At 69.3% G+C, this 24,574-nt stretch carries 9 protein-coding genes; 5 read left to right on the plus strand and 4 right to left on the minus strand.

The features are described 5' to 3' along the window. Window positions 1-56: 56 nt before the first annotated feature. Window positions 57-1,442 carry an L-propargylglycine--L-glutamate ligase BesA gene (gene besA, locus AAHZ94_RS01120; RefSeq protein WP_349989911.1) on the minus strand — a complete coding sequence of 462 codons (1,386 nt, stop codon included), beginning with the start codon at window positions 1,440-1,442 and terminating at the stop codon, window positions 57-59. A 238-nt stretch (window positions 1,443-1,680) separates the two neighbouring features. Between besA and AAHZ94_RS01125 the strand changes: the two genes are divergently transcribed. Continuing rightward, entirely contained in the window at window positions 1,681-2,631 is a 951-nt protein-coding gene (locus AAHZ94_RS01125; RefSeq protein ID WP_349989912.1) for a DMT family transporter, read from the plus strand. A gap of 274 nt (window positions 2,632-2,905) precedes the next feature. Here the strand turns inward: AAHZ94_RS01125 and AAHZ94_RS01130 are convergent, their stop codons facing one another. Beyond that, the gene (locus tag AAHZ94_RS01130; RefSeq protein WP_502964556.1) at window positions 2,906-3,667 is read right to left on the minus strand and encodes a TetR/AcrR family transcriptional regulator C-terminal domain-containing protein; all 762 of its coding nucleotides are present in this window, start codon (window positions 3,665-3,667) and stop codon (window positions 2,906-2,908) included. A gap of 61 nt (window positions 3,668-3,728) precedes the next feature. Between AAHZ94_RS01130 and AAHZ94_RS01135 the strand changes: the two genes are divergently transcribed. Next, the gene (locus tag AAHZ94_RS01135) at window positions 3,729-5,486 is read left to right on the plus strand and encodes a CocE/NonD family hydrolase (RefSeq protein ID WP_349989913.1); all 1,758 of its coding nucleotides are present in this window, start codon (window positions 3,729-3,731) and stop codon (window positions 5,484-5,486) included. A gap of 10 nt (window positions 5,487-5,496) precedes the next feature. Here the strand turns inward: AAHZ94_RS01135 and AAHZ94_RS01140 are convergent, their stop codons facing one another. Both AAHZ94_RS01140 and AAHZ94_RS01145 read right to left on the minus strand, forming a co-directional pair. Then, window positions 5,497-5,811 carry a hypothetical protein gene (locus AAHZ94_RS01140; protein WP_349989914.1) on the minus strand — a complete coding sequence of 105 codons (315 nt, stop codon included), beginning with the start codon at window positions 5,809-5,811 and terminating at the stop codon, window positions 5,497-5,499. A 414-nt stretch (window positions 5,812-6,225) separates the two neighbouring features. Further along, window positions 6,226-7,653, minus strand: coding sequence for an erythromycin esterase family protein (locus AAHZ94_RS01145; protein ID WP_349989915.1), 1,428 nt, complete (start codon window positions 7,651-7,653; stop codon window positions 6,226-6,228). A 692-nt stretch (window positions 7,654-8,345) separates the two neighbouring features. Here AAHZ94_RS01145 and AAHZ94_RS01150 point away from each other — a divergent pair. The 3 genes from AAHZ94_RS01150 to AAHZ94_RS01160 all read left to right on the plus strand — a co-directional run. After that, entirely contained in the window at window positions 8,346-9,545 is a 1,200-nt protein-coding gene (locus AAHZ94_RS01150; RefSeq protein ID WP_349989916.1) for a cytochrome P450, read from the plus strand. A gap of 130 nt (window positions 9,546-9,675) precedes the next feature. Further along, on the plus strand, window positions 9,676-9,882 hold the full coding sequence (locus AAHZ94_RS01155; protein WP_349989917.1) for a ferredoxin: 207 nt from the start codon (window positions 9,676-9,678) through the stop codon (window positions 9,880-9,882). Window positions 9,883-10,144: 262 nt separating this feature from the next. Beyond that, window positions 10,145-24,574, plus strand: a 14,430-nt coding sequence (locus tag AAHZ94_RS01160) for a type I polyketide synthase (RefSeq protein WP_349989918.1), incomplete at its 3' end; no start/stop codon positions are given.

A 24,574-nucleotide genomic window follows, 5' to 3' on the forward strand; every position in this document is an offset into this window, starting at 1 on the left:
CCCGGGGCGGTCCCACCGTGTGCCCCGCCGTGTTGCACCCGCGGGCTGTCTCGCCGTCAGGCGTCCAACAAGGACGCCTCCGCCGCCGTCAGATACGCGTCGGCGGCGTCGAAGGTGGGTGCCAGGGCGGTGAGCTCCACGAAACCGCAGGCCCGCAGGGCGCCCAGCACGTGCAGGGCCACACCCTCGCCCTTGTCGTGCGTGTACAGCAACTCGTGCGCGCGCAGCCGCTCGATGGCGACCCCCGGGTCGAGACTGCTGAGCTCTTCAGGTTTGTGTAGCCGTCCGTGTACGTAGCACATCGGCCGTCCGTCGCTGCGCCGCAGCAGCCCGTCGGCATCGACCTCCCTCCCCACCAGCGCCTCTGCGTACCGCAGGACGTGGCTGGGACCGACCTTGCGGAGATTGACCTCCACCCCGATGGGGCCGCGTTCCCCCGCGGTCACGAAGTCGATGCCGAAGGTGCCCCGGTGGCCGAGTTCGGCCAGTACCGCACCCGTGCTGAGCACCGCGTCGGCAATGCCGGGCCGCCACCGTTCCTCCGCCGGAAACCGACAGCCCCAGTATTGGCCACCCGACAACACCTGGTCATGTGTTGCGGCGACCTTGACCGTGCCGTCCGCGCCGATGTGTCCGAGACCGCTGGGGGAGGAGTCGATTCCCTCCAGGAACTCCTCCACGATCGCCCCGCCCGTGGCGAGTTCCCGGTGGAAATCCTCGGCGGGCATCCGAATCACTTCGGCTGCCGCGATGAGGTCTCCCGTACGGCGGAGTTCATCGCAGTCGACCAGTACGTTGCCGATCGAGGCGGTGTACGTGCTCGCGCTCAGTTTCACCATGACGCGCGGCACCCGGCGCGGTCCTGCGGTGAGCCGCTCGATCGCCCGCACCACGTCCCGCTCGCTGTGCAGCGTCTCCGTAGGCCCTTCGGGCACCGCGACGCCGGCGCGCGCGAGGATCTGCTTCCCACCGGCCTTGCTGCCCCAGCGGGCGACGAAGGACTGGGGCCCCTCTTCGAGGTCGGCGCCGACCCGCTGGGCCAGTTGCCCCAGTGCGTCGGAGGCCATGAAGTGGACGACGGTGGCACGCGAGCTCTGCTCGGTGGCCTTCTGGAGCACGTCCATGATGCGTTCGTCGCCGAGGCACAGTTCATCGAGCGGGCGCTTCCGACCGGATGACGGCGTCAACAGGGTCAGCCGTTCGCGAGCGCTGTGCATCATCCGGTCGTCGAACCGAAACACGTCTCGGAAGTGGTATTCCAGGGTGACGGGGTCCACGGGTTCCGAGGTGATGACCACGGCCCGTACCGCGGGGTCGCGGAGATCCCAGAGAAAACAAAGGCTCCGTTCTGCGGAGTATCGGAGGTACGGTACCTCCTCCAGAATTCGTTCGGCGTAGCTGAACGCGTAGATCAGAATTCGAGTGGAATCGAAATCGGCCATAAGAAAGCGCGCTGCCTCACTTGTCGTCGTTACGGCTCGGGGCCCGCGTGAGTCTATGCGGACTGAGTGCTTCAGGTGAGGCTAACGAACTCACCGGAGAAAGTGGTGCCCAAAATACTTTTCCGGTGATTGTTCGCAAAAAGGTGCGAGTGGTCGGCTTGATGTGCGTGGCCAGAAATGGTCCGACACTCCCCGGGGTCGTTTGATCCACCTGCGGGTCGATGACACGATCGAGCGCGTGAAGATCCCGAAAGCCTTCTGGGCGCTGGCCCTTACCGTCATTACGTGGGCGTCCGCGTTCCCTGCCATCCGCGTGGGCCTGGACGGCTTCGGTGTCGCTGGTCTCTCCCTCGGGCGGCTTATGGTCGCCTCGGTCGCGCTGGCGGTCGCGGCGCCGTTCCTCGGCGTCCGGATGCCCAAGCGGCGCGACCTCCCCATGATCGTGCTCTGCGGTGTGACCGGTATGTCGGCCTATCAAATCCTGCTCAACTGGGGTGAGGTGCATGTCTCGGCCGGCACCGCGAGCCTCCTCATCGCGGTCGCGCCCGTGTTCAGCGTGCTGCTCGCGGCTGCCTTCCTCGGGGAGCGGATCACCTGGCTGAAGAGCGCCGGAAGCCTGGTGGCGATCGCCGGCGTCGCGGTCATCGTGTTGGCCGGCGGCCATGCGGAATACACCGCATCCGCCTGGGTCGTGCTCGCCGCGGCGGCCGTTCAGGGCACGTACCACTTCGCCACCAAGCCGCTCCTCGCCCGCTATACCGGACTTGAGGTCGCCTGTTACGCGATGTGGGCGGGAACGCTCTTCCTGCTCCCGGTTTTGCCGCGAATGGTGCACGGTTTCGCCACCGCGCCGGCGGACGCCGTGGCGTCCACCATCTTTCTCGGAATTTTCCCCTCCGCCATTGGATTTGTGGCCTGGGGATACGCGGTGGCCCGGCTTTCCCTGGCTTCTTCCACGGCGGCCTTGTATCTCGTGCCGCCGGTCGCGCTCATCGTCGCGTACGTATGGCTGGGGGAGGTGCCGCCTCCGCTTTCGCTGGTGGGTGGCGTGCTCGGAATCGCGGGCGTCGCCCTCATCAATCACCGTCCGCGCCGCGCGGCGAGCACGGCGCCGACCGAGGATGGCGAAGTGGCCTGTTCGGACGGCCGGGATGGAAAAGAGAAACTGTCTGACCGCCGGCCGGTCTGACCGCCTGAAAGCCCCCTCCCGGGGTTAACCCTCCGAAAAGCTTCTGCGAGGGCCTTCGGTTGGCGCCTTGGGCCGGTGGCTGCGGTTGGTGTCCGGCGCCGATGCCTTCTGGCTCGCCCGGCCCGTGCCTGCCCCGGCATCTTCGCCCGCCAGCGCGCGCAGTCCGGCCCCGCGTCCGACCCGGCACCTGTGCGTCAGGGCCTCCGCCCGGAAGTACGCGGCCCGGGACCCGTACGGCGGCGCGCGGCGGGGCGGTGCGCGGCCAGTCAGTTGGTTAGTCCGTGTCGAGGCCGTCCACCAGCCGGTTGAGGAACCGGGTGAAGGTGGCCTCGGGCGTGAGGGGGCGGCCGGGGGCGGCGAGTACTTCGGCGAGTTCCGGGTGGCGGCCGTCCGCGGCGACCGCGGTGAGGTAGCGGGCTTCGGCCGCGGCCCGCTCCGGGGACTGCGAGGCGGTGGCCCGCGCGGTCTCGTACGCCACGTGCCCGGCCACGAACGCGGTGATCTGGGCGAAGACCTCCAGCTTCGCCGCACCGTCGAGCCCGGTCGGCCGCAGCGCGGCCAGCGCGCGCTCCAGGAAGGCCAGGGCGTTGGGGCCGGGCGAGCGGCGGGCGGTCAGCGCGGCCGGCAGCCAGGGATGCCGCAGCATGTGGGCGCGCTGGAGGTGGGCGATGGCCTTCACCTCGGCACGCCAGTCGCCGGTGGGCGTGTGCGTGGCCGGCAACTCCGCGCTGACGTGGTCGACCATCAGCTCCACCAGCGTCTCCTTGTCGGGGGCGTAGCTGTAGAGCGACATGGCGCCGGCCCCGACCTGCGCGGCAACCTTCCGCATGGTGACCGCTTCGAGCCCGTCCGCGTCGGCCAGCGCGACGGCCGCGGCCGTGATCGCCTCCCGGCTGTGGCTGGGCCTACGACCCCGCCGGGGCCGGCCGGAGCCCAACCAGAGTTGCTCGGGATCGACACCCGGGGTGCCGGCCCCTCCTTCGCGGGTCACGGTCTGCGCTCCTCCCTTGATCGAGGCGGCCCTTGCAGGACTCATCCAAGCATCCTCCAGGCATCCTCTATTCTCGTACACCGTACGGATAAAGAGGAGGGGCACGATGACATCACGTACGCACGGATTTGGCGCGCGGTCGACCTGGGCGCCGCCCACCGGCAGGCCGCCACTGGCCGCCCGCATCATGCGCGCGACCTGGCGCGGCCTCCCGGCCAGGCGGCACGACATCGGGTGGGAGCCCGGGCTGTCGGTGCCGGCCGCCGACGGCAGCATGTTGATCACCGACCACTACTTCCCGCGCGCCGAAGGCGACTTTCCCACCCTCGTGGTGCGCTCGCCGTACGGCCGCGGCCTGCCGTGGTCGGCGATGTACGGCGTGCTCTTCGCCGAACAGGGCTTCCACGTCGTGCTCCAGAGCTGCCGCGGCACCGGCGGCTCTGGCGGGCAGTTCGACCTGTGGCGCAACGAGGTCGCAGACGGCCGGACCACGGTGTCCTGGCTACGCGAACAGGCTTGGTTCAACGGGGCGTTGGGGACCATCGGCCCCAGCTACCTCGGCTACGTGCAGTGGGCCCTGGCCGCGGACCCGCCACCTGAGCTCAAGGCGATGGTGGTGCAGATGGGGCTGCACGACCCGTACGCCCTGTTCTACGCGGACGGCGCGCTCCGGCTGGAGAACGCGCTGGCCGTCGGCGTCGGCATGACGTACCAGCACCGGGGGGTGGCGCCGTTCCTGAAGGCGACCCTGCGGTTGCAGCGACGCCTGCGCGACGTCATCACCGCACGACCGTTGCGCGGTGCGCACACACCCGCACTCGGGGGTGAGGTGCCCTGGCTCGACGACGTCATGACCCACCCGGACGCCGCGGACCCGTACTGGCACGGCGCGTCGCTCGCGGCCGTGGCGGACCGCCTTGACGTGCCGACCAGCCTGATCACCGGATGGCACGACGTACTCGGCGACCAGACCTTCGAGCAGTACCGACGCCTCCGCGCGGCAGGATGCCCCACCACCCTGCTCGTCGGCCCCTGGACCCACACCTCCGCGCTCCAGCAGGGTTGGTCCGAGGTGTTCACCGAAAGCCTCGGCTGGCTGCGCGCGCACCTGTGCACCGACCCCTCCGGCCTGCGGCCCACGCGGGTACGGGTGCACGTCAGTGGCGAAGACGCCTGGCGGGACCTGCCCGACTGGCCACCGGCCACGGCCGCCGCCCCGAACGCGGCTCCGTGGTACCCGACCGCACAAGGTGACCTCACCCAGCAGGCACCCACCGGACCCCCCCCCCTGACGTCGTTCCGCTACGACCCGGACGACCCGACCCCCTCGATCGGCGGCCCGCTGCTCTCCCGTACGGCAGGCCCCCGCAACAACGACGCGCTGGAGAGCCGGGACGACGTCCTCACCTTCACCAGCCCCCCACTGACCGAACCCGTGGACGTCCTCGGCCCGGTCGCCGCACGCCTGCGCATCGCCACGGACACCGGCCACGCCGACGTCTTCACCCGCCTATGCGACGTCGACGCGCAAGGCCGCTCGGTCAACGTCTGCGACGGCCTGGGCCACCTGCGAACGACCGACGAGACACCCTCGTACGTCACCGTCCCGATGAGCTCCACCGCCCACCGCTTCGCCACCGGCCACCGCATACGCTGGCAACTCAGCGCCGCCGCCCACCCGCGCTACGCCCGCAACCCAGGCACCGGCCAGCCACGCCTGGACGCCACCGCCTTCACACCGGTGCACATCACGCTCCATGCGGACTCCGCGTTGCTGCTTCCGCATGGTGCCGAGGGCTCCGGCCAGGGCCTGCACGGTCCGGCTGCCGACTCCCGGCGCGAGGGGCCCACGACTGTGCAGTGAGCCGTCCCCCTCACCGACTCCACACCCGCTGGAACTCCTCGGCCGAGATCGCCTCGACCGGGTCCCCTTCGAGGTCGATCGGCTGGTCGGTGAGGAAGCCGTGAGCGTCCTCCAGGTGGGCCCAGTCGTAGCGGTGGAGGTGGCCGGCCGGCGTCAGCTCGGCTTGTTTGACGACGACCAGTTCGCCGCGGTCGGGGACCGCCTGGAAGTACCACAGGCCACCGTCCTCATCGGCGTGGTGGAAGTGGTGCCGGATGGCGGCCCCCTCGTCGAGTGCTCGGTAGTAGGCCGTGCGCTCTGCTCTGATGCGTTGCAGGTCATCCATGGGGTGATCGTGCCAGCGAGCCACCCTCGCTCGCACGTTCCGGCCGGCGTGCGCAGTTCGGCCGGGGCGTGCGCAGGCGTGCTCCGGCCCGCACGGGCCCGGCCCCTCGCCTTCGGGTGGGGAAGGGGACGGGCGCGTGTCGCGCGGCTGAATCCGGGGTGGGCGGCCGGCGGCTGTCGGCCTGGCGGGGCACGCCGGTGGCCGGTGGGGGAGCTGGAGTTGGCCCAGCGGCCCGTACGGGAATCTGCGCCGACTCTGACGTCGACACCCAACAGTTCGCCAGGCGGGGACGGGCGGGCCGGCGGGCGGGGACGGGCGGGCCGCCAGGCGGGGACGGGCGGGCCGGCGGCTTTCGGATTGACCGCCGACTACGCCCCGACCCCACCCGGCTCATCGCGCCGCAGTGTCCTCGCGCTACTTGAGCATGCGGGCCGCGCCCACCCGATGCAGATGGACCACGATGTCGTGTGACTCCGCCAGCCTGATCTGCGGGGTGTCCATGTTGCCGGGGTAGTTGGTGCCGATGTTCTTGACGGTACGCGGCGTCGCGAGCCAGGCACGGGCCGCCGGCGGGGCCTTGCGCAGGTCCACCACGAAGTCGCGGTACCGCACTCGGTCGAGGGTGTGCTCGACGGTGCCGGGTGCGGCCGGGCCGAGGGTGAAGCGGCGGACGTCGCCACCCTGGCCGAAGGCGTTGAACGAACCCCCGTCGAAGGTGAGTCCGACGCTCAGGTAGCCGCCGCCCAACCGCTCCCGGAGGAAGTCACCCTGGGCCTTCGGAAGGCTGGCGGGGTCGTAGGTGGTGAGTGCGACATGGCTGTTGTGGGCGGCGAGTGCGATCTTGTCGCCGGTCTGCTGCTGCCACCAGGCGACGTTCTCCGCCATGATCCGATCGCGGTAGAACATGGCGTCGCTGGTGCCCCGTGGGTCGTCCAGGTCGAAGGCGAACAGCGTGGCCATCTGGTGGATCGCGGTCGCGTGCTGGACGGCCCAGGCGCGCGCATCGGCGTCGGCACCTCTGCCGGGCCGCTGCTTGAGCAGGTCCACCGCCCGCCCGGTCCGCTCGGCGAGCGTCTTCCGCTCGGCCAGCGGCTTCGACAGATAGTCGTTGACGTACGCCTCGGCGCTGGTGGTGGGGCGCATGCCCCGGTACAACTTGGCTAGCTGCGGGGCGAGTTCGGGCCGAGCTGCGGATGCGTAGGCGTTCACCTTGTCGTACAGCTCGGAGCCGGCGAACGCGCCGTCGTCGCCGACGAAGCGAACCGGGTCCTTCGGGTGCTTGATGTTGTACGCGCGCATCCACTGGAACAGCTCGCGGTACTCGGCGTTGTTCCACCACCGGTAGGTGCCCTGGAACTCCTCGTCCATGATCTGCTTCAAGTCACCCTCACCACGCAGGAGATACGCGTCGAGCCGCAGCCCGGAACTCCACGGTGCTTCGAGGGCGAAGGCCCGGAACCCCTTCTCCTGGACCAGGTACCGGAAGACCCGGTGCTTGACGGTGAAGAACTCGTGGGAGCTGTGCGTGGCCTCGCCCAGACCCACCACCCGGGCGTCCCCGACCATCCGCCCGAACGGACGAAGATCAGCCAGCCCACCGTGGGCCCCACTGCTACGCAATGGGTGAGCCACCCGCCCGAGCGCGGCCTCGGGGGAGCGGAACGTTGCGGTGGTGGTCTCCTCCGGGCCGGTGGGTGTGGCGGCGTGGGTGGTGGCCGATGCGGCGGCGGGTGCGGCGGCCGGGGCGCTGTCCGGGGTGGCGGCAGAGACGGCCGGAGCGACGGCCAGGGTGACACCGAGCGGGACGAGAAGGGCGCTGAGCAGGACTTTGTGCGTTTTCATGCCCCTCACTCTCGCTGCGGGGGTGTGCCCTGGGCCATCCACTGCGCCCCCCGATTCGCCCGGGGGCAAACCTCCCCGCCGATCGATGGGGGACTGGGACTCTGGTCCCGGTCGTGACCGGTGGGGGGTAGGTTGTGGTGCCTTGTTTCGTGGGGTATGGCGGTTGGTGATTCGGCTCTTTGGGGCTGAAGGGTGGGTGTGGGTGGGTCCCCTCACAGGGGGAGGGTTGGTCCTGTCCGTGTCGTGTCGCTGGACGTGCGGCGGTCGAGGGATCTCGTGAGGTAGCCGTCAGCCGTCATGTCCCAACTGCCCGTGCGGCGGAGCGTTCAATGCTGTCCGGTTGTCGGCGACCTCGGGCTTCGGTCAGCCCGGCCGTGGTGGTGGCGCGTGGTGCGGCGACGGCAGGTGGACCGCCGCATAGCTCACGTACTCGTAGGGAAGGGGATGAACGCGGCCTCGGCCACGGGCGCGCGGCGACCTGCCCCAGACCTGCCACCACCACGTCAGCGGTGAGTGCACTCGCACGCAGGGGTCAACAGTTCCCCCCTTTTATCTAAGGGATTTCACAGAACGCGCCCGCAGGGTCCTTCAGGCGAGTAACCGGGTCGACGGCGAAGCTAACATCGAGATCGAGCCAGCCGGTGTAGCCGCCGACGACCTCGATGCATGGACTGTGAATCGATGGAGGAGTCTTGGTCGACACCCTGCACCCCCCTGTGCCGCTGCCTACCAAGCGGAGCTGCCCCTTCGATCCGCCGGACGGCTACGCCCCGCTGCGCGAGCAGGAGCGGATAACGCGCATGAGTTATCCGGACGGCACGCCCGGGTGGCTCATCACCCGCTATGCCGAAGCAAAGGAACTTTTCACCCACAAGAGCTTCAGTGCGCGCCAGGAAGGGCTGCTTTCCCCCGTCCCCACGGAGCTGGCGTACGAAGGTCCGGCCGATCCGGGCGCTTTTGCGAAGACGGACGACCCGGTCCACAGCAAGTATCGCAAGCTGGTCACCGGCTTTTTCACGGTCCGGCGCACGCGTCAGATCACCCCCATGATCGAGCGAATCGTGCACGAGCAGCTCGACGATCTGGAAGAGGCCGGGCCGGGCGCCGACCTGGTGGAGGTCTTCACCGAATCCGTTCCCTCCCGGGTCATGTGCGAAATGATCGGCGTCCCCGAATCGGAGCGGAAGAGCCTCCAGCGTCATGTGGAGACGCTCGGTCGGCTCTCCTCCACCGTTCCCGAGGCGCTCGCCGCCGTGTCCGGGATGAGCGGGTTCCTGGCCCGCTTCGTCCCCAGCCGCATCAACGATCCTCGGGACGACATCCTCGGGGACCTCATCCGCGGCGGGCAGCTCACCGAGCAAGAACTCATGGGCATGACCGCCACGTTGATCAGCGGGGCCTTCGACACCACGGGCAACATGCTCGCCATGGGCATCTACACCCTGCTTGAGCACCCCGATCAACTGGCCAAGCTCCAGGAGGACCCGGAGCTCATGGGGGCCGCCGTCGAAGAGCTCCTCCGCTTCCTCACCATCTCCCACCTCGGGGCCAGCCGGTGGGCGCTCGAAGATGTCGAGTTCGCCGGTCAGGCCATCAAGAAGGGCGAGGTGGTCACGGTCGCCCTGCCCGCCGTCAACCGCGACCCCGAGCGCTACGAGAACCCCGATCAGCTAGACATCGGTCGTACGGATCACGGGCACCTGGGGCTCGGCCACGGCGTCCACCAGTGTCTCGGCCAGCACCTCGCCCGCACGATCCTGCGCGTCGGCTACGAGGCCCTGTTCGACAGGTTCCCCACGCTGCGACTGGCCGTACCGGCTGATGAGGTCCCGATGCGGGACGACTGCGTGCACTACGGCCCCAGGTCGCTTCACGTCACCTGGGACGACTGATCGAGACGTACAAGCGGTGAATGCGACGGACGGTGGGGCGTTCTCCCGCCGTCCGTCACCGTCATGCAAGAGGGCCCACAGGACATGGACATGTCGGCCCACCTCGAACAACAAGGTAGGACTGAGACCGATGAGGATCACCGCCGACCGTGAGGTGTGCTGTTCGGCGGGCCAGTGCGCGTTGATCGCGCCTGACCTGTTCGACCAGAGCGACGAGGACGGCTCCGTCGTTGTGCTCGACGCACAGCCCGACAGCGGACAGCTCGGCGTTCTGCGTGAGGTCATATCCCGTTGCCCGACCGGTGCGATCCGCCTCGAAGAAGACCCGGGCGCGTAAAAACAGGGCCTGAGATTTCGGGGGCACGAATGCCGCCGGAGAACGTGGTCGTGGCAAGGATCACATGGTTGGTGAAGCGCCACTGAAACCGAACCCCCGGAAAGCACGTCCGAGGGGTCAACCATGCCTGAGTGGGTTTCTAGGGTTTCCCTTACGGAACCAGGGCTAATGTGGCCGGTGTCCGTCTGGCAATGCGTGTTTTCGTAACTTTCAGATCCGTTGCGCTCTTCCAGTGAACGACGCGTCAAGTGTGGAGTTTCTGATGCCTGCTGCATCCAACCAGAACAAAGCCGTTGAAGCGCTGCGCAAGTCGTTCAAGGAAATCGAGCGGCTCCGGCGTCAGAACCGCCAGCTCATCAGTTCGGCCACCGAGCCCATTGCCATCATCGGTATGGCCTGCCGATTTCCGGGTGGAGTGAATTCCCCCGAGGCGCTGTGGCGCCTGGTCGCCGATGGAGCGGACGCCATCTCGCCCTTCCCGACGAACCGCGGCTGGGACGTCGAGGGGATCTACAACCCGGACCCGGACCACCCGGGGACCAGTTACGTTCGCGAAGGCGGCTTCCTCCACGACGCGGATCAATTCGACTCCGCGTTCTTCGGCATCCCGCCCCGCGAGGCCCTGGCCATGGACCCGCAGCAGCGGCTGCTCCTTGAGACGTCGTGGGAGGTCATGGAGCGGGCGGGCATCGACCCAGCGTCGTTGCGCGGCAGCCAGACAGGCGTCTTCACCGGCGCCATGCACACCACTTACGCCTCCGAGGCCGCGCAGATTCCGGACGAGATCGAGCCGTACCTCCACAACGGCGCGACCACCAGCATCGCCTCGGGCCGTGTCTCCTACACCTTCGGCTTCGAAGGCCCCGCGCTGACGGTGGACACCGCCTGCTCGTCGGCGCTGGTCGCGCTGCACCTGGCCGCGCAGGCGCTGCGTCAGGGCGAGTGCTCCATGGCGCTGGTCGGCGGTGCGACGGTCATGGTGAGCCCCAAGGGCTTCGCCACCTTCAGCCGCCAGCGCGGCCTTGCCGCCGACGGCCGGTGCAAGGCGTTCGCCGACGCTGCCGACGGCACCGCATGGTCCGAGGGCATCGGTGTGCTGCTGGTGGAACGGCTGTCCGACGCGCGGCGCAACGGGCACCAGATCCTGGCGGTGGTGCGCGGCTCCGCCGTGAACCAGGACGGCGCGAGCAACGGCCTGACGGCCCCCAACGGCCCCTCTCAGCGCCGCGTGATCCGGCAGGCCCTGGAGAACTGCGAGCTGACCACCAGCCAGATTGACGCGGTGGAGGCGCACGGTACGGGTACGACGCTGGGTGACCCGATCGAGGCGCAGGCGCTGCTGGCCACGTACGGCCAGGACCGGCCGGAGGGACGGCCGCTGTGGTTGGGCTCGCTGAAGTCGAACCTCGGCCACGCACAGGCCGCTGCCGGTGTGGCCGGCGTCATCAAGATGGTGATGGCGATGCGGCACGGCGTGCTGCCGAAGACGCTGCACGTGGATGAGCCGTCGAGCCACGTGGACTGGTCCGAGGGCGAGGTCGAGCTGCTGACCGAGTCCAGGCCGTGGCCGGAGACGGGCGAGCCGCGCAGGAGCGGTGTGTCCTCGTTCGGTGTGAGCGGGACGAACGCGCATGTGATCCTGGAGCAGGCGCCGGAGGTTGAGGCGGCCGAGGAGCCTGCCGACGACGGCGACGGCATCACGGGGCCGGTGGCCTGGGTGGTGTCGGGCAAGAGCGACACCGCGTTGCGGGCGCAGGCGGGGCGGTTGCGGGAGTTCGTGGCGGAGCGTCCGGAGCTGGGCGCCGCCGATGTGGCGCTCTCCCTGGCGACGACCAGGTTCGCGTTCGAGCAGCGCGCCGTGGTGACCGGAACCAGCCGTGAGGAACTCCTCGAACGCCTGGAGGCGGTGGCCGAGGGCGCGAAGCTCCCCGGTGTGGTCTGGGGAAAGGACGCCGAAACACCGGGTCGTTCGGTGTTTGTGTTCCCGGGTCAGGGTGCGCAGTGGGTGGGTATGGCGGTGGGGTTGTTGGACTCCTCGCCGGTGTTTGCTGAGGCGGTGGGTGAGTGTGAGTCGGCTCTGTCGGTCCATGTGGACTGGTCGTTGACGGATGTGTTGCGTGGTGCTGAGGGTGCGCCTGGTTTTGACCGGGTGGATGTGGTGCAGCCGGTGTTGTTTGCGGTGATGGTGTCGTTGGCGAAGTTGTGGCGTTCGGTGGGTGTGGAGCCGGATGCGGTGATGGGTCACAGTCAGGGTGAGATCGCCGCTGCTTGTGTGGCGGGTGCGTTGTCGTTGGAGGATGCCGCGAAGGTGGTGGCGTTGCGGTCGCAGGCGATTGCTGTTGGGCTTGCTGGCCGGGGTGGGATGGTGTCGGTGGGTCTTGGGGTTGACCAGGCGCGGGAGCGTATCGCTGCTTGGGGCGGTGCGATTTCGGTTGCTGCGGTTAATGGTCCGGGTTCGGTTGTGGTGGCTGGTGATCCGGGTGCGTTGGATGAGATGGTCGCGGAGCTTGAGGGTGAGGAGGTGCGGGTTCGTCGGGTTCCGGTGGACTACGCCTCGCATTCGGCGCATGTGGAGTCGATCCGTGAGGAGTTGCTGAAGGTTCTGGCGGACCTGGAGCCGCGTACCGCTGAAGTGCCGTTCTACTCAACGGTTTCCGGTGAGCTGGTGGACACGGCTGGCCTGGACGCGGAGTACTGGTACCGGAACCTGCGCCAGACGGTGGAGTTGGAGTCCACGACTCGCCTTCTGCTCGATGAGGGCCACACCGTGTTCATCGAGGTGAGCCCGCATCCCGTACTCACCCTGCCCGTGCAGCAGACCGTCGAGGATGCTGAGACGCAGGCCGTGGTCGTGGGCACGCTGCGGCGGGACGAGGGCGGGACCGAGCGGTTCCTGACCTCCGCAGCCGAGCTTCACGTCAGCGGAGCAAGCATTGACTGGCGGAAGGTGTTCGCCGGACACGGTGGTCGGCAGGTTGAGTTGCCGACGTATGCCTTCCAGCGGGAGCGGTTTTGGCTTGATGTTCCTGCGGGTGTGGGTGATGTGGGTTCGGTGGGGTTGGGTTCGTTGGGGCATCCGTTGTTGGGTGCGGTGGTGTCGTTGGCGAGTGGTGGTGGGGTGTTGCTGAATGGGCGGTTGTCGTTGGCTACGCATGAGTGGTTGGCGGATCATGCGGTGCATGGGGTTGTGTTGTTGCCGGGGACGGCGTTTGTTGAGTTGGCGGTGTTGGCTGGGGATCAGGTGGGTTGCGGTCGGGTTGAGGAACTGATCCTGGAGGCGCCGTTGATCATGCCTGAGGTGGGTGGGGTGCAGCTTCAGGTTGAGGTGGGGGAGGTGGATGCTTCTGGCTTCCGTGAGGTGAGTGTGTTCTCGCGGGAGGAAGCGGAGGGTGAGGGTGGTGCTTGGACGCGGCATGCTCATGGTCTGTTGGGTTCGGCTGTGTCTGGCCCCGAGGCCCAGTTTGACTTTGGTGTGTGGCCGCCGGTGGGGGCTGAGTTGGTTGATGTGTCGGGTGAGTATGTGCGGGCGGCGGAGAATGGGTTGGAGTATGGGCCGGTTTTCCAGGGGTTGAGGCGTGCGTGGCGGCGTGGTGGTGAGGTGTTTGCGGAGGTTGGGCTTGTGGAGGGTGAGCGGGAGCGGGCGGGTCGGTTTGGTTTGCATCCGGCGTTGTTTGATGCGGCGTTGCATGCGTTGGGTGTGAGTGGGGGTTTGGTGGGTGGTTCGGGGAGTTTGTTGCCGTTTTCTTGGCGTGGGTTTGTTTTGGAGGCGGTGGGTGCGACGTCGTTGCGGGTGCGGTTGGCGTTGGTGGGTGAGGGTTCGGATGCGGTGTCGGTGTGGGTGGGGGATGAGTCGGGGCGTGGGGTGGCGTCGGTTGAGTCGTTGGTGTTGCGGCCGGTGGATGCGGGTCAGTTGAGTGGTGTGGGTGGGGTGGTGCGGGATGGGTTGTTCCGGGTGGAGTGGGTGGATGCGCCCGGGCCTGTGGTGGCAGGTGAAGTGGCGTCGGGGACTGAGGTGGTGCGGGTTGTCTCTGGTGGTTCGGATGTGGTGGGTGAGGTGTATGGGCAGGTCCTTGAGGTGTTGGGGCGGGTGCAGGCGTGGGTGGGGGATGAGGGTGTTGTGGGTGAGCGGTTGGTGGTGGTGACCCAGAGGGCTGTGGATGCGGGCGATGGCGATGGTGTGGTGGATTTGGGTGGGGCTGCGGTGTGGGGTTTGGTGCGGTCGGCGCAGTCGGAGAATCCCGGGCGCCTGTTGCTGGTGGACACCGATGATTTGGAGGGTGTCGACGCTCTGCTTCCTGGGGTGTTGGGTTTGGGTGAGGAGCAGGTGGTGGTGCGGTCGGGTGTGGTGCGGGTGCCGCGTTTGGGTCGGGTGGTGTCTTTGGGTGAGGTTCCGGAGTCGGGGGTGTTTGGTTCTGGTGCGGTGTTGGTGACGGGTGGTACGGGTGTGTTGGGTGGTGTGGTGGCTCGGCATCTGGTGGCCCGGCATGGGGTGCGGAAGTTGGTGTTGCTTTCTCGTCGTGGTGCGGGGGCCGAGGGTGCGGAGGGGTTGCGGGCGGAGTTGGAGGCCGCGGGTGCTGAGGTGGTGATCGCGGCGTGTGATGCCGCGGATCGGCGGGCCCTGGCTGAGACGTTGTCGGGGTTGCCTGAGGGTTTTGGGCTCAGTGGTGTGGTGCATGCGGCGGGTGTGTTGGATGACGGGTTGTTGACGTCGTTGACGCGTGAGCGGGTTGAACCAGTGTTGCGGGCGAAGGTGGACGCGGCGTGGAACCTGCATGAGTTGACCGAGGGGTTGGACCTGTCGGCCTTCGTGTTGTTCTCTTCGGCTGCTGGTGTGTTGGGTGGCGCGGGGCAGAGCAATTACGCGGCGGCGAATGTGTTCCTGGATGGTCTGGCGTCGTGGCGGCGGGCTCGGGGGTTGCCGGGTGTGTCGATGGCGTGGGGCCTGTGGGCCGAGGCCAGCGGCATGACCGGACACCTCGGCGAGGACGACGTCCAGCGGATATCCCGCTCGGGCCTGGTGCCATTGGCCACGGATGAGGGGCTTGAGCTGTTCGACGCGGCCCTGGTCTCGGATGCGGTTGTTCCGGCTCTCTTCCGGCTGGACATCCCGGCGCTGCGTGCGCAGGGCGCCGAACTCCCCGTCCTCTTCCGCAACGTCGTGCCCGGGATGACGGTCCGGCGCGTCGTGGGTGCCGGAGCCGTGGACGACATCGCCGCCCGTCTGTGGCGGCGACTGACCGGCATGCCCGAGGCCGATCAGGAGCAGTTCCTGCTTGAGGAGCTGATCCGCGTCCAGGCGGCTGCCGCCTTGGGACACGCGAAGTCGGACACGGTCGAGGTGGGACGGCCCTTCAAGGAACTGGGCTTCGACTCGCTCACGGCCGTGGAACTGCGGAACCGACTGAGTGCGGAAACGGGTCTGCGCCTCCCGGCCACGCTTGTCTTCGACTACCCGAACCCGACCGTACTGGCGGGCTATCTGCGCTCGGAGATCCTGGGGGAGCAGAACGCCGCCGTCGCGGCGCCGGCGGCGGGCACGTCCGCCAACACCTCGGCGGACACGGACGACGACCCGATCGCGATCGTCGCCATGAGCTGCCGCTTCCCCGGTGGGGTGCAGACGCCCGAGGAATTCTGGCACCTGGTGATGGGGGGTACCGACGCCACCGCCTCGCTCCCGTCCAACCGCGGCTGGGACCTTGAGACGACGTACGACCCGGACCCCGCGCGCGAGGGCACGTACTACGCCCGCAACGGTGGCTTCCTCTACGACGCGGACCAGTTCGACCCGACGTTCTTCGGGATCTCGCCGCGCGAGGCGCTGTCGATGGACCCCCAGCAGCGGCTCCTGCTGGAAACCTCGTGGGAGGCGTTCGAGCGGGCCGGCATCGACCCCGAGTCGGCGAAGGGAAGCCGGACCGGAGTCTTCGTCGGCGTTGTGTACAACGACTACGGCACCCGGCTACAAGGGAACGCCCCCGAAGGCTTTGAGGGCTATCTCGGCACCGGCAGCGCGGGCAGCGTGGCATCAGGTCGTATCTCGTACACCTTGGGCCTGGAAGGGCCCGCGGTGACGGTGGACACGGCGTGCTCGTCGTCGCTGGTCGCGCTGCACCTCGCGGTCCAGGCGCTGCGTCAGGGCGAATGCGACTTGGCGCTCGCCGGTGGCGCGACGGTGATGTCCACCCAGGCCGGGCTGGTGGACTTCAGCCGTCAGCGCGCGCTGTCCGCCGACGGCAAGTGCAAGGCGTTCAGTAATGACGCAGACGGATTCGGATTCGCCGAAGGCGTCGGGCTGCTGCTCGTCGAGCGGCTGTCGGACGCCCGCCGCAACGGCCATGAGGTGCTGGCCCTGGTCCGGGGCTCGGCGGTCAACCAGGACGGTGCGTCGAACGGCCTGACCGCCCCGAACGGACCGTCGCAGCAGCGGGTGATCCGCGCGGCGCTCAAGACCGCCCGTCTGTCGGGCGCCGACGTGGACGCGGTGGAGGCGCACGGTACGGGTACGTCGTTGGGTGACCCGATCGAGGCGCAGGCGCTGCTGGCCACGTACGGCCAGGACCGCCCCGAGGGCCAGCCGTTGTGGCTGGGATCGGTGAAGTCGAACATCGGCCATTCGCAAGCGGCGGCCGGTGTGGCTGGTGTCATCAAGATGGTGATGGCGATGCGGCACGGTGTGTTGCCCAAGACCTTGCATGCGGGGGAGCCGTCGGAGCATGTGGATTGGTCGGCGGGCGCGGTATCGCTCCTGACTGAGCCGACCCCGTGGCCGGAGACGGCTGGGCGGCGCCGTGCTGGTGTGTCGTCCTTCGGCGTGAGCGGGACGAATGCGCACGCGATTCTGGAGGAGGCGCCGGAGGCCGAGGTGGTCGAGGACGCCGAGCCCGAGGCCGTCGACGGTCCGGTGGCTTGGGTGGTGTCGGGTCGTAGTGCGGCTGGGTTGCGGGCGCAGGCTGGGCGGTTGCGGGAGTTCGTGGCGGGGCGTCCGGAGCTGGGTGTTGCTGATGTGGCGCGGTCGTTGGTGTCGTCGCGTTCGGTGTTTGAGCACCGTGGTGTGGTGACGGGTGCTGGTCGTGCGGAGCTTTTGGCGCGGTTGGGTGCGTTGGCCGGGGACGAGGTGGTCTCGGGTGTGGCGCGTGGTGTGGCGGATGTGCGTGGGCGTTCGGTGTTTGTGTTCCCGGGTCAGGGTGCGCAGTGGGTGGGTATGGCGGTGGGGTTGTTGGACTCCTCGCCGGTGTTCGCGGAGGCGATCGGTGAGTGTGAGTCGGCGCTGTCGGTCCATGTGGACTGGTCGTTGACGGATGTGCTGCGTGGTGCCCCGGGTGCGCCTGGTTTTGACCGGGTGGATGTGGTGCAGCCGGTGTTGTTCGCGGTGATGGTGTCGTTGGCGAAGTTGTGGCGTTCGGTGGGTGTGGAGCCGGATGCGGTCATGGGTCACAGCCAAGGCGAGATCGCCGCTGCTTGTGTGGCGGGTGCGTTGTCGCTGGAGGACGCCGCGAAGGTGGTGGCGCTGCGGTCGCAGGCCATCGCTGCTGGGCTTGCTGGGCGTGGCGGGATGGTCTCGGTCGGGCTTTCGGTCGACCAGGTCAGGGAGCGCATCGCGGCCTGGGACGGCGCGATTTCGGTCGCCGCGGTCAATGGTCCGGGCTCGGTTGTCGTCTCCGGTGATCCCGTTGCGCTGGACGAGATGGTCGCGGAGCTTGAGGGTGAGGAGGTGCGGGTTCGTCGGGTTCCGGTGGACTACGCCTCGCACTCGGCGCATGTGGAGTCGATCCGTGAGGAGTTGCTGAAGGTCCTGGCGGACCTGAAGCCGCGTACCGCTGAAGTGCCGTTCTACTCAACGGTCTCTGGTGAGTTGGTGGACACGGCCGGACTGGATGCCGAGTACTGGTACCGGAACCTGCGCCAGACCGTGGAGCTTGAGGCCACCACCCGCACCCTGCTTGGCAGTGGCCACACCGTGTTCATCGAGGTGAGCCCGCATCCCGTACTCACCCTGCCGGTGCAGCAGACGGTGGAGGCCGCCGAGGCGCAGGCCGTGGTCACCGGCACGCTGCGGCGCGATGAGGGCGGGACCGAGCGGTTCCTGACCTCCGCCGCCGAGGTGTTTGTGCGGGGTGTCACGGTCGACTGGACCGCTCTGATCGGGGGCCGGGGCGCCCGCCGGGTGGACCTGCCGACGTACGCCTTCCAGCGGCAGCGGTACTGGCTGGACGCCATCTCGGCTGCCGGGGTGGCGACCGGCGGTGACGGCTTGAGCGCCGATGCGGTGGACGCCCGGTTCTGGGAAGCGGTGGAGCGCGAGGACCTGGAGTCGCTGGTCCGTACGTTGGAGGTGGAGGGTGCGGAGGCGCAGTCGTCGTTGACGGCGCTGCTTCCCGCGCTGTCGTCCTGGCGTCGTCAGCGGCGTGAGCAGAACACGGTCGAGAGCTGGCGTTACAAGGCGGTCTGGAAGCCCCTGGCATCCGCGTCCGAGTCGACGCTCTCGGGCACCTGGCTCGTGGCCGTCTCGGAAGCCTGTGGTGACGAGACTCTGACTGCCGCCGCGCTGGATGGCTTGGCCGGCCGTGGTGCGCGTGTCGTCTCCGTGGTCGTCGGGGCGACGGATGACCGCGAGGTGGTCACGGAGCGGCTGCGTGCGGCGCTTGACGGGGCTGGGGTGGAGCCGTCGGGTGTGGCGGGTGTGTTCTCGCTGCTGGCGTTGGACGAGTCGGGGCACGAGTTCTTCGAGGGTGTGCCTGCTGGGTTTGCCGCGACGGCGGGGCTGGTCCAGGGACTGGGTGATGCGGGTGTGGTTGCTCCGCTGTGGTGTGCCTCGCGGGGTGCGGTGTCGGTGGGTCGTTCCGACCGGCTGGTGAGCCCGGTGCAGTCGCTGGTGTGGGGCCTGGGCCGGATTGTGGGGGCGGAGTACCCCCAGCGCTGGGGTGGGCTCGTCGATCTGCCTGAGGCGTTGGATGAGCGTGCCGTGTCGCGGCTGGTCGGGGTGCTGTCCGCGGAGGGCGGCGAGGACCAGGTTGCGGTGCGCGGTTCAGGTGTGTTCGTCAAGCGGTTGGTGCGGGCTTCCGTGCCTGAGGCCACTGGTGTCGATGGGTGGCGTTCCAGCGGTTCGGTGTTGGTGACCGGTGGTACGGGTGCGTTGGGCGGCCATGTGGCGCGTTGGTTGGCGCGTACGGGTGCTGAGCATCTGGTGTTGACCAGCCGCCGTGGCTTGGAGGCCGAGGGCGCCGTCGAGTTGAAGGCGGAGCTTGAGGGGCTGGGTGCGCGGGTGACGGTGGCGGCGTGTGATGCGGCGGACCGTGTGGCGTTGGCGGCGGTGCTGGAAGCGATTCCGAGTGAGTTGCCGCTGACTGCCGTGGTGCATACGGCGGGTGTGTTGGACGACGGTGTGGTGGATGCCCTGACGGTGGAGCGGGCGGCCGGCGTGTTGCGTCCGAAGGTGGACGCGACGCGGAACCTGCACGAACTGACCGCCGGAATGGACCTGTCAGCCTTCGTGCTCTTCTCCTCCGGCGCCGCCACCCTGGGCGGCCCGGGGCAGGGGAGTTACGCGGCGGGTAACGCGTATTTGGACGCGTTGGCGTTGCAGCGGCGTGCGGATGGTCTTCCCGCGACTTCCATTGCCTGGGGCGCCTGGGCCGGCAGCGGTTTGGCGGTCACCGGGGGGCACGAAGAGCAGATGAGCCGCTCGGGGATGCTGGCCATGCCCCCCGAGCTGGCGATTGCGGCGCTGCACCAGGCGTTGGACCACGATGAGACGTTCCTCGCCGTCGCGGACATCGACTGGACACGTTTCGAAGCGGACTCTTTCGACACCCCCCTCTTCCGCGAGTTGCGCAGCGCGCCGACCACGGCCACGGGGAAGCAGCCCACGCCGGGCAGTGCCGACCGCGGGCGGGCGGAACTCCACGACCGGCTGGAACCCCTGCCCCGGGAGAAGCGCGAAGCCGCGCTGCGCGACCTGGTGCGTGCCCAGGCCGCCGATGTCCTCGCTCACGACAGCGCGGACGCGGTCGCCTCGGACCGTGCCTTCCGCGACCTCGGCTTCGACTCGCTGACCGCCGTTGAGCTGCGCAATCGGATCGGCGCGGCCACCGGGCTCCGGCTGCCGGTCAGCTTGGTCTTCGACTACCCCACGCCCACGGTGCTGGCGCGGTTCCTGAACGGCGAGATGTTCGGTACCGAGGAAGGCGGCGCCGCCGAGATCACGCCGACCCGGTCGGACTCGTTCGACGAGCCCATTGCGATCGTGGCGATGAGCTGCCGCTTCCCGGGCGGCGTGCGGACCCCCGAGCAACTGTGGGACGTGGTGAACGCCGGAGTCGACACGATCTCCGGATTCCCCGACGACCGTGGCTGGGATCTCGACGGGCTCTACGACCCCGACCCGGACAAGCCGGGCAAGACCTATGCGATCACCGGCGGGTTCCTGGACAACATCACCGACTTCGATCCGGACTTCTTCGGCATCTCACCGCGTGAGGCGCTGGCCATGGACCCGCAGCAGCGGCTGCTCCTTGAGACGTCCTGGGAGGCGTTCGAGCGGGCCGGCATCGACCCGGCGGCGTTGCGCGGCAGCCAGGCCGGTGTCTTCATCGGCTCGAACTACCAGGACTACAGCGGCCGGGCGGTCAGCGCGCCGGACGGTGTGCAGGGCTACCTCGGACTCGGCAGCGCGTCCAGCGTCGCCTCCGGCCGCCTCTCCTACACCTTCGGCTTTGAGGGCCCGGCCGTCACGGTGGACACCGCGTGTTCGTCGTCGCTGGTCGCCCTGCACCTGGCCTGCCAGTCGCTGCGCCAGGGCGAGTGCGACATGGCGCTGGCCGGTGGCGTGACGATCATGGCCACGCCGGGCACCTTCGTAGAGTTCAGCGCCCAGCGCGTGCTGTCGCCGGACGGACGGTGCAAGGCGTTCTCCGCCGAGGCCGATGGCACCGGCTGGTCCGAGGGGGTGGGCCTGCTCCTTGTGGAACGGCTGTCGGACGCCCGGCGCCGCGGCCACAAGGTGCTCGCCGTCGTCCGGGGCTCGGCGATCAACCAGGACGGCGCCTCCAACGGTCTTACGGCGCCCAACGGCCCCTCCCAGCAGCGTGTGATCGGCAAGGCTCTGGAGAACGCGGGTCTGTCGGCCGCCGACGTGGACGCGGTCGAGGCCCATGGCACGGGCACCTCGCTGGGTGACCCGATCGAGGCGCAGGCACTGCTGGCCACCTACGGCAAGGAGAGGTCCGAGGACCAGCCGCTGTGGCTGGGTTCCATCAAGTCGAACATCGGGCACACACAGGCCGCCGCCGGTGTCGCGGGAATCATCAAGATGGTGATGGCCATGCGCGAGGGCGTCCTTCCCAAGACCCTCCACGCGGACGAGCCCTCCCCGCACATCGACTGGACCAGCGGCACCGTGTCGCTGCTGAACGAGGCGACCGCGTGGCCGGAGACGGACCGTCCGCGCCGGGCGGCCGTGTCGTCCTTCGGGATCAGCGGCACCAACGCGCACACGATCATCGAGGCGGCCGACCCCGTTGAGTCGTCGTCGCCGGAGACGGTTGGCGATGCCACCGGTTCGCCGACCGGCATTACGGTGGTTCCGTGGCTGCTCTCCGGCACTAACGCCGATGCGCTGAGCGCTCAGGCCGGGCGGCTGCGCGAGTTCGACGGTGTGCGCACCGCGGACGCCGGTGACGTCGCCGACATCGGCTATTCGCTGGCGACCACCCGCTCCGCCCTGCCCTACCGCGCTGCTGTGGTCGCGGAGGACCCGGCGCAGTTCCGTACCGGGCTCGAAGCGCTGGCGGAGAGCAGGAACGCGGCCACGCTGATCCAGGGTGTGGCACGGGCCGAGCACAAGACGGCGTTCCTCTTCTCGGGCCAGGGTGCGCAACGGCTCGGCATGGGACGGGAGTTGTACGACGCCTTCCCGGTGTTCGCCCAGGCGTTGGACGAGGTGTGTGCGCATCTCGACGTGCTGCTCGACCGTCCGCTGAAGGACGTGATGTTCGCGGCCGAGGACGGCGCGGACGCCGAACTGCTGAACCAGACGGCGTTCACCCAGCCCGCGCTCTTCGCCATCGAAGTGGCGCTCTACCGGCTGCTGGAGCACTGGGGCATCACCCCGGACGTGCTGATCGGCCACTCCATCGGCGAGGTCGCCGCCGCCCACGTGGCCGGGGTGTTTTCCCTGGAGGACGCGTGCGCCCTGGTGGCGGCCCGCGGCCGGCTGATGCAGGCGCTGCCCGAAGGCGGCGCGATGGTGGCCGTCCAGGCACCTGAGGAGGAGGTCGCCGCGGCGCTGGCCGGCCGTGAGGCCGAGGTGAGCATCGCGGCCATCAACGGCCCCACGGCCGTGGTCATCGCGGGCGACGAGCCGGCCGTCCTTGAGATCGCCGGACAGTGGGAGCGAGAGGGCCGCAAGACACGCCGCCTGCGCGTCAGCCACGCCTTCCACTCCCCGCGCATGGACGGTGTGCTCGGTGACTTCCGGAAGGTCGTCGAGGGGCTGTTGTTCGCCCCGCCGACCATCTCCCTGGTCTCCAATGTCACCGGTGCCCCGGCCGACGCTGACGAGGTGTGCTCGCCGGAGTACTGGGTCCGGCACGTGCGCGAGGCCGTGCGGTTCGCGGACGGGGTACGGACCCTGGAGAACCTGGGCGTGACCTCGTTCGTCGAGGTGGGCCCGAACGGTGTGCTCACCGCGATGGCGCAGGACTGCCTGACCGCCGCAGAATCCGCTGGTGCGGTCGCTCCCGCCCTCGTAGCCGTGCTGCGCAAGGATCGGCCCGAGCTTCAGTCGCTGACCATGGCGCTGGCCGAACTCCACGTCCACGGCGCCACGGTGAAGTGGGACGCGGTGTTCGCCGGGCACGGTGCCCAGCGGGTGGAGCTGCCCACCTACGCGTTCCAGCGGCAGCGCTACTGGCTCGAAGCCGCGCCGACCACCAGTGAAGATGTGACATCGGCCGGCCTGGACTCGCCCGACCATCCGCTCCTCGGCGCCGCCGTCGCCCTGGCCGAGACCGACACCTATCTGTTCACCGGGCGCCTGTCGGTCGCCACCCAGCCGTGGCTGGCCGACCACGCCTTCGCGGACACCGTCCTCTTCCCCGGCACGGCCTTTGTGGAACTGGCCCTGCGCGCGGCCGAGCAGGTGGGCTACGAGCGGGTGGAGGAACTGACCATCGAAATGCCGTTGGTCCTGCCCGTGCGCGGCGCGGTCCAGATCCAGCTCGCCGTGGGCGACCCCGACGAGTCCGGAGCCCGCTCGCTCAACCTGCACTCCAGGTCCGAAGACGCCCAGCCGGACGACCCGTGGACACGTCACACGACCGGCCTGCTCAGCAGGGACCCGTCCACCACGGCACCGGAGTCCGTGGCCGCCGACTTCGCCGTGTGGCCGCCCGTGGGGGCGAAGGCCATCGACGTGGCGGACCTCTACGACCGGTTCATCGACGTCGGCTTCGCCTACGGCCCGGCCTTCCAGGGACTGCGCGCCGCCTGGCGCCGTGGCGACGAAATCTTCGCCGAGGTCGACCTGCCCGAGACGCAGAAGGACGAGGCCGCGCGCTACGGTCTCCACCCGGCGCTGCTCGACGCGTCGTTGCACACCGTGGCGTTCAAGCCGTCCGGCAGCGACGGCAGCACCCTCCCGTTCTCATGGAACGGCGTGACCCTCCACGCGAGCGGCGCCTCCACGCTGCGCGTACGGCTGACGAGCGTCGGCGAGGACATGATCTCCCTGCACGTCACCGACACCTCCGGCGCGCTCGTCGCCTCGGTCGACTCCCTCGTACTGCGACCCGTGGCCCCGGAGCAGGTCACCTCGGCCCAGCCGTACGAGTCGCTGTACCAGGTCGAATGGGTACCGACCGCCCCGAACATGAGCGGCGCGGCCACCGGACGCTGGGCGCTCGTCGGACCCGACCGGGCCGAGCTGACCGGCGTCCTCGGGTCGGCCGGTGTCACCCTGGACACCTACCCGGACCTCGCGGCCCTGGCCGAGGCCCTCGACGCGGGTGCGACCGCACCCGACGTCGTACTCGCTGCCCACGTGTCCCGCACCGGCCGCACACAGGAGTTGGCACCGGCGGTACGGGAAGCCGGCCACCACGCCCTCGACCTGCTCAAGAACTGGCTGGCCGACGACCGTCTCGGCGCATCCCGGCTGGTGTTCCTCACCCAGGGGGCCATCGCCGCGGGCGACGACACCGATGTGGCCGACCCCGCCAGCGCGGCCGTCTGGGGCCTGGTGCGCTCGGCCCAGTCCGAGAATCCCGGCCGGTTCGTCCTGGCCGACCTGGACGACCAGGACGGCTCGCGCCGGATTCTCCCCGCGGTGCTCACCACCGACGAACCACAGCTCGTGGTACGGAACGGCACGGCCCTGGCCGGCAGGCTGGCCCGGGTAGCGGCACGCGGCAACGCGTCCGAGCAGGGCGACGCGCAGGCGGCCACGACCGGCGTCACCTGGGACCCGCAGGGCACCGTCCTGGTCACCGGGGCGGCAACCGGCCTCGGCGGCCTGGTCGCCAAGCACCTTGTCGGCGCGCACGGCGTACGCCACCTCGTGCTGGTCAGCCGCCGCGGGCGCCCCCCCGCCCGCCCCCGGCCCCGCCCGGCGCGGCCGCCCGCCCCCCCCCGCCCCCCCGGGGGGGGCCCCCGGGGGCCCCCCCCCCCCCCCCCCCCCCCCCCCCCCCCCCCC

It is taken from the genome of Streptomyces sp. HSW2009 (assembly GCF_040240285.1).
Taxonomy (GTDB): domain Bacteria; phylum Actinomycetota; class Actinomycetes; order Streptomycetales; family Streptomycetaceae; genus Streptomyces.

Excerpts from the sequence above, each read along its gene's own strand:
- besA (WP_349989911.1), bottom strand. The coding sequence starts at position 1,442 with ATGGCCGATTTCGATTCCACTCGAATTCTGATCTACGCGTTCAGCTAC.
- AAHZ94_RS01130 (WP_502964556.1), bottom strand. The coding sequence starts at position 3,667 with ATGAGTCCTGCAAGGGCCGCCTCGATCAAGGGAGGAGCGCAGACCGTG.
- AAHZ94_RS01135 (WP_349989913.1), top strand. The coding sequence starts at position 3,729 with ATGACATCACGTACGCACGGATTTGGCGCGCGGTCGACCTGGGCGCCG.
- AAHZ94_RS01140 (WP_349989914.1), bottom strand. The coding sequence starts at position 5,811 with ATGGATGACCTGCAACGCATCAGAGCAGAGCGCACGGCCTACTACCGA.
- AAHZ94_RS01145 (WP_349989915.1), bottom strand. The coding sequence starts at position 7,653 with ATGAAAACGCACAAAGTCCTGCTCAGCGCCCTTCTCGTCCCGCTCGGT.
- AAHZ94_RS01155 (WP_349989917.1), top strand. The coding sequence starts at position 9,676 with ATGAGGATCACCGCCGACCGTGAGGTGTGCTGTTCGGCGGGCCAGTGC.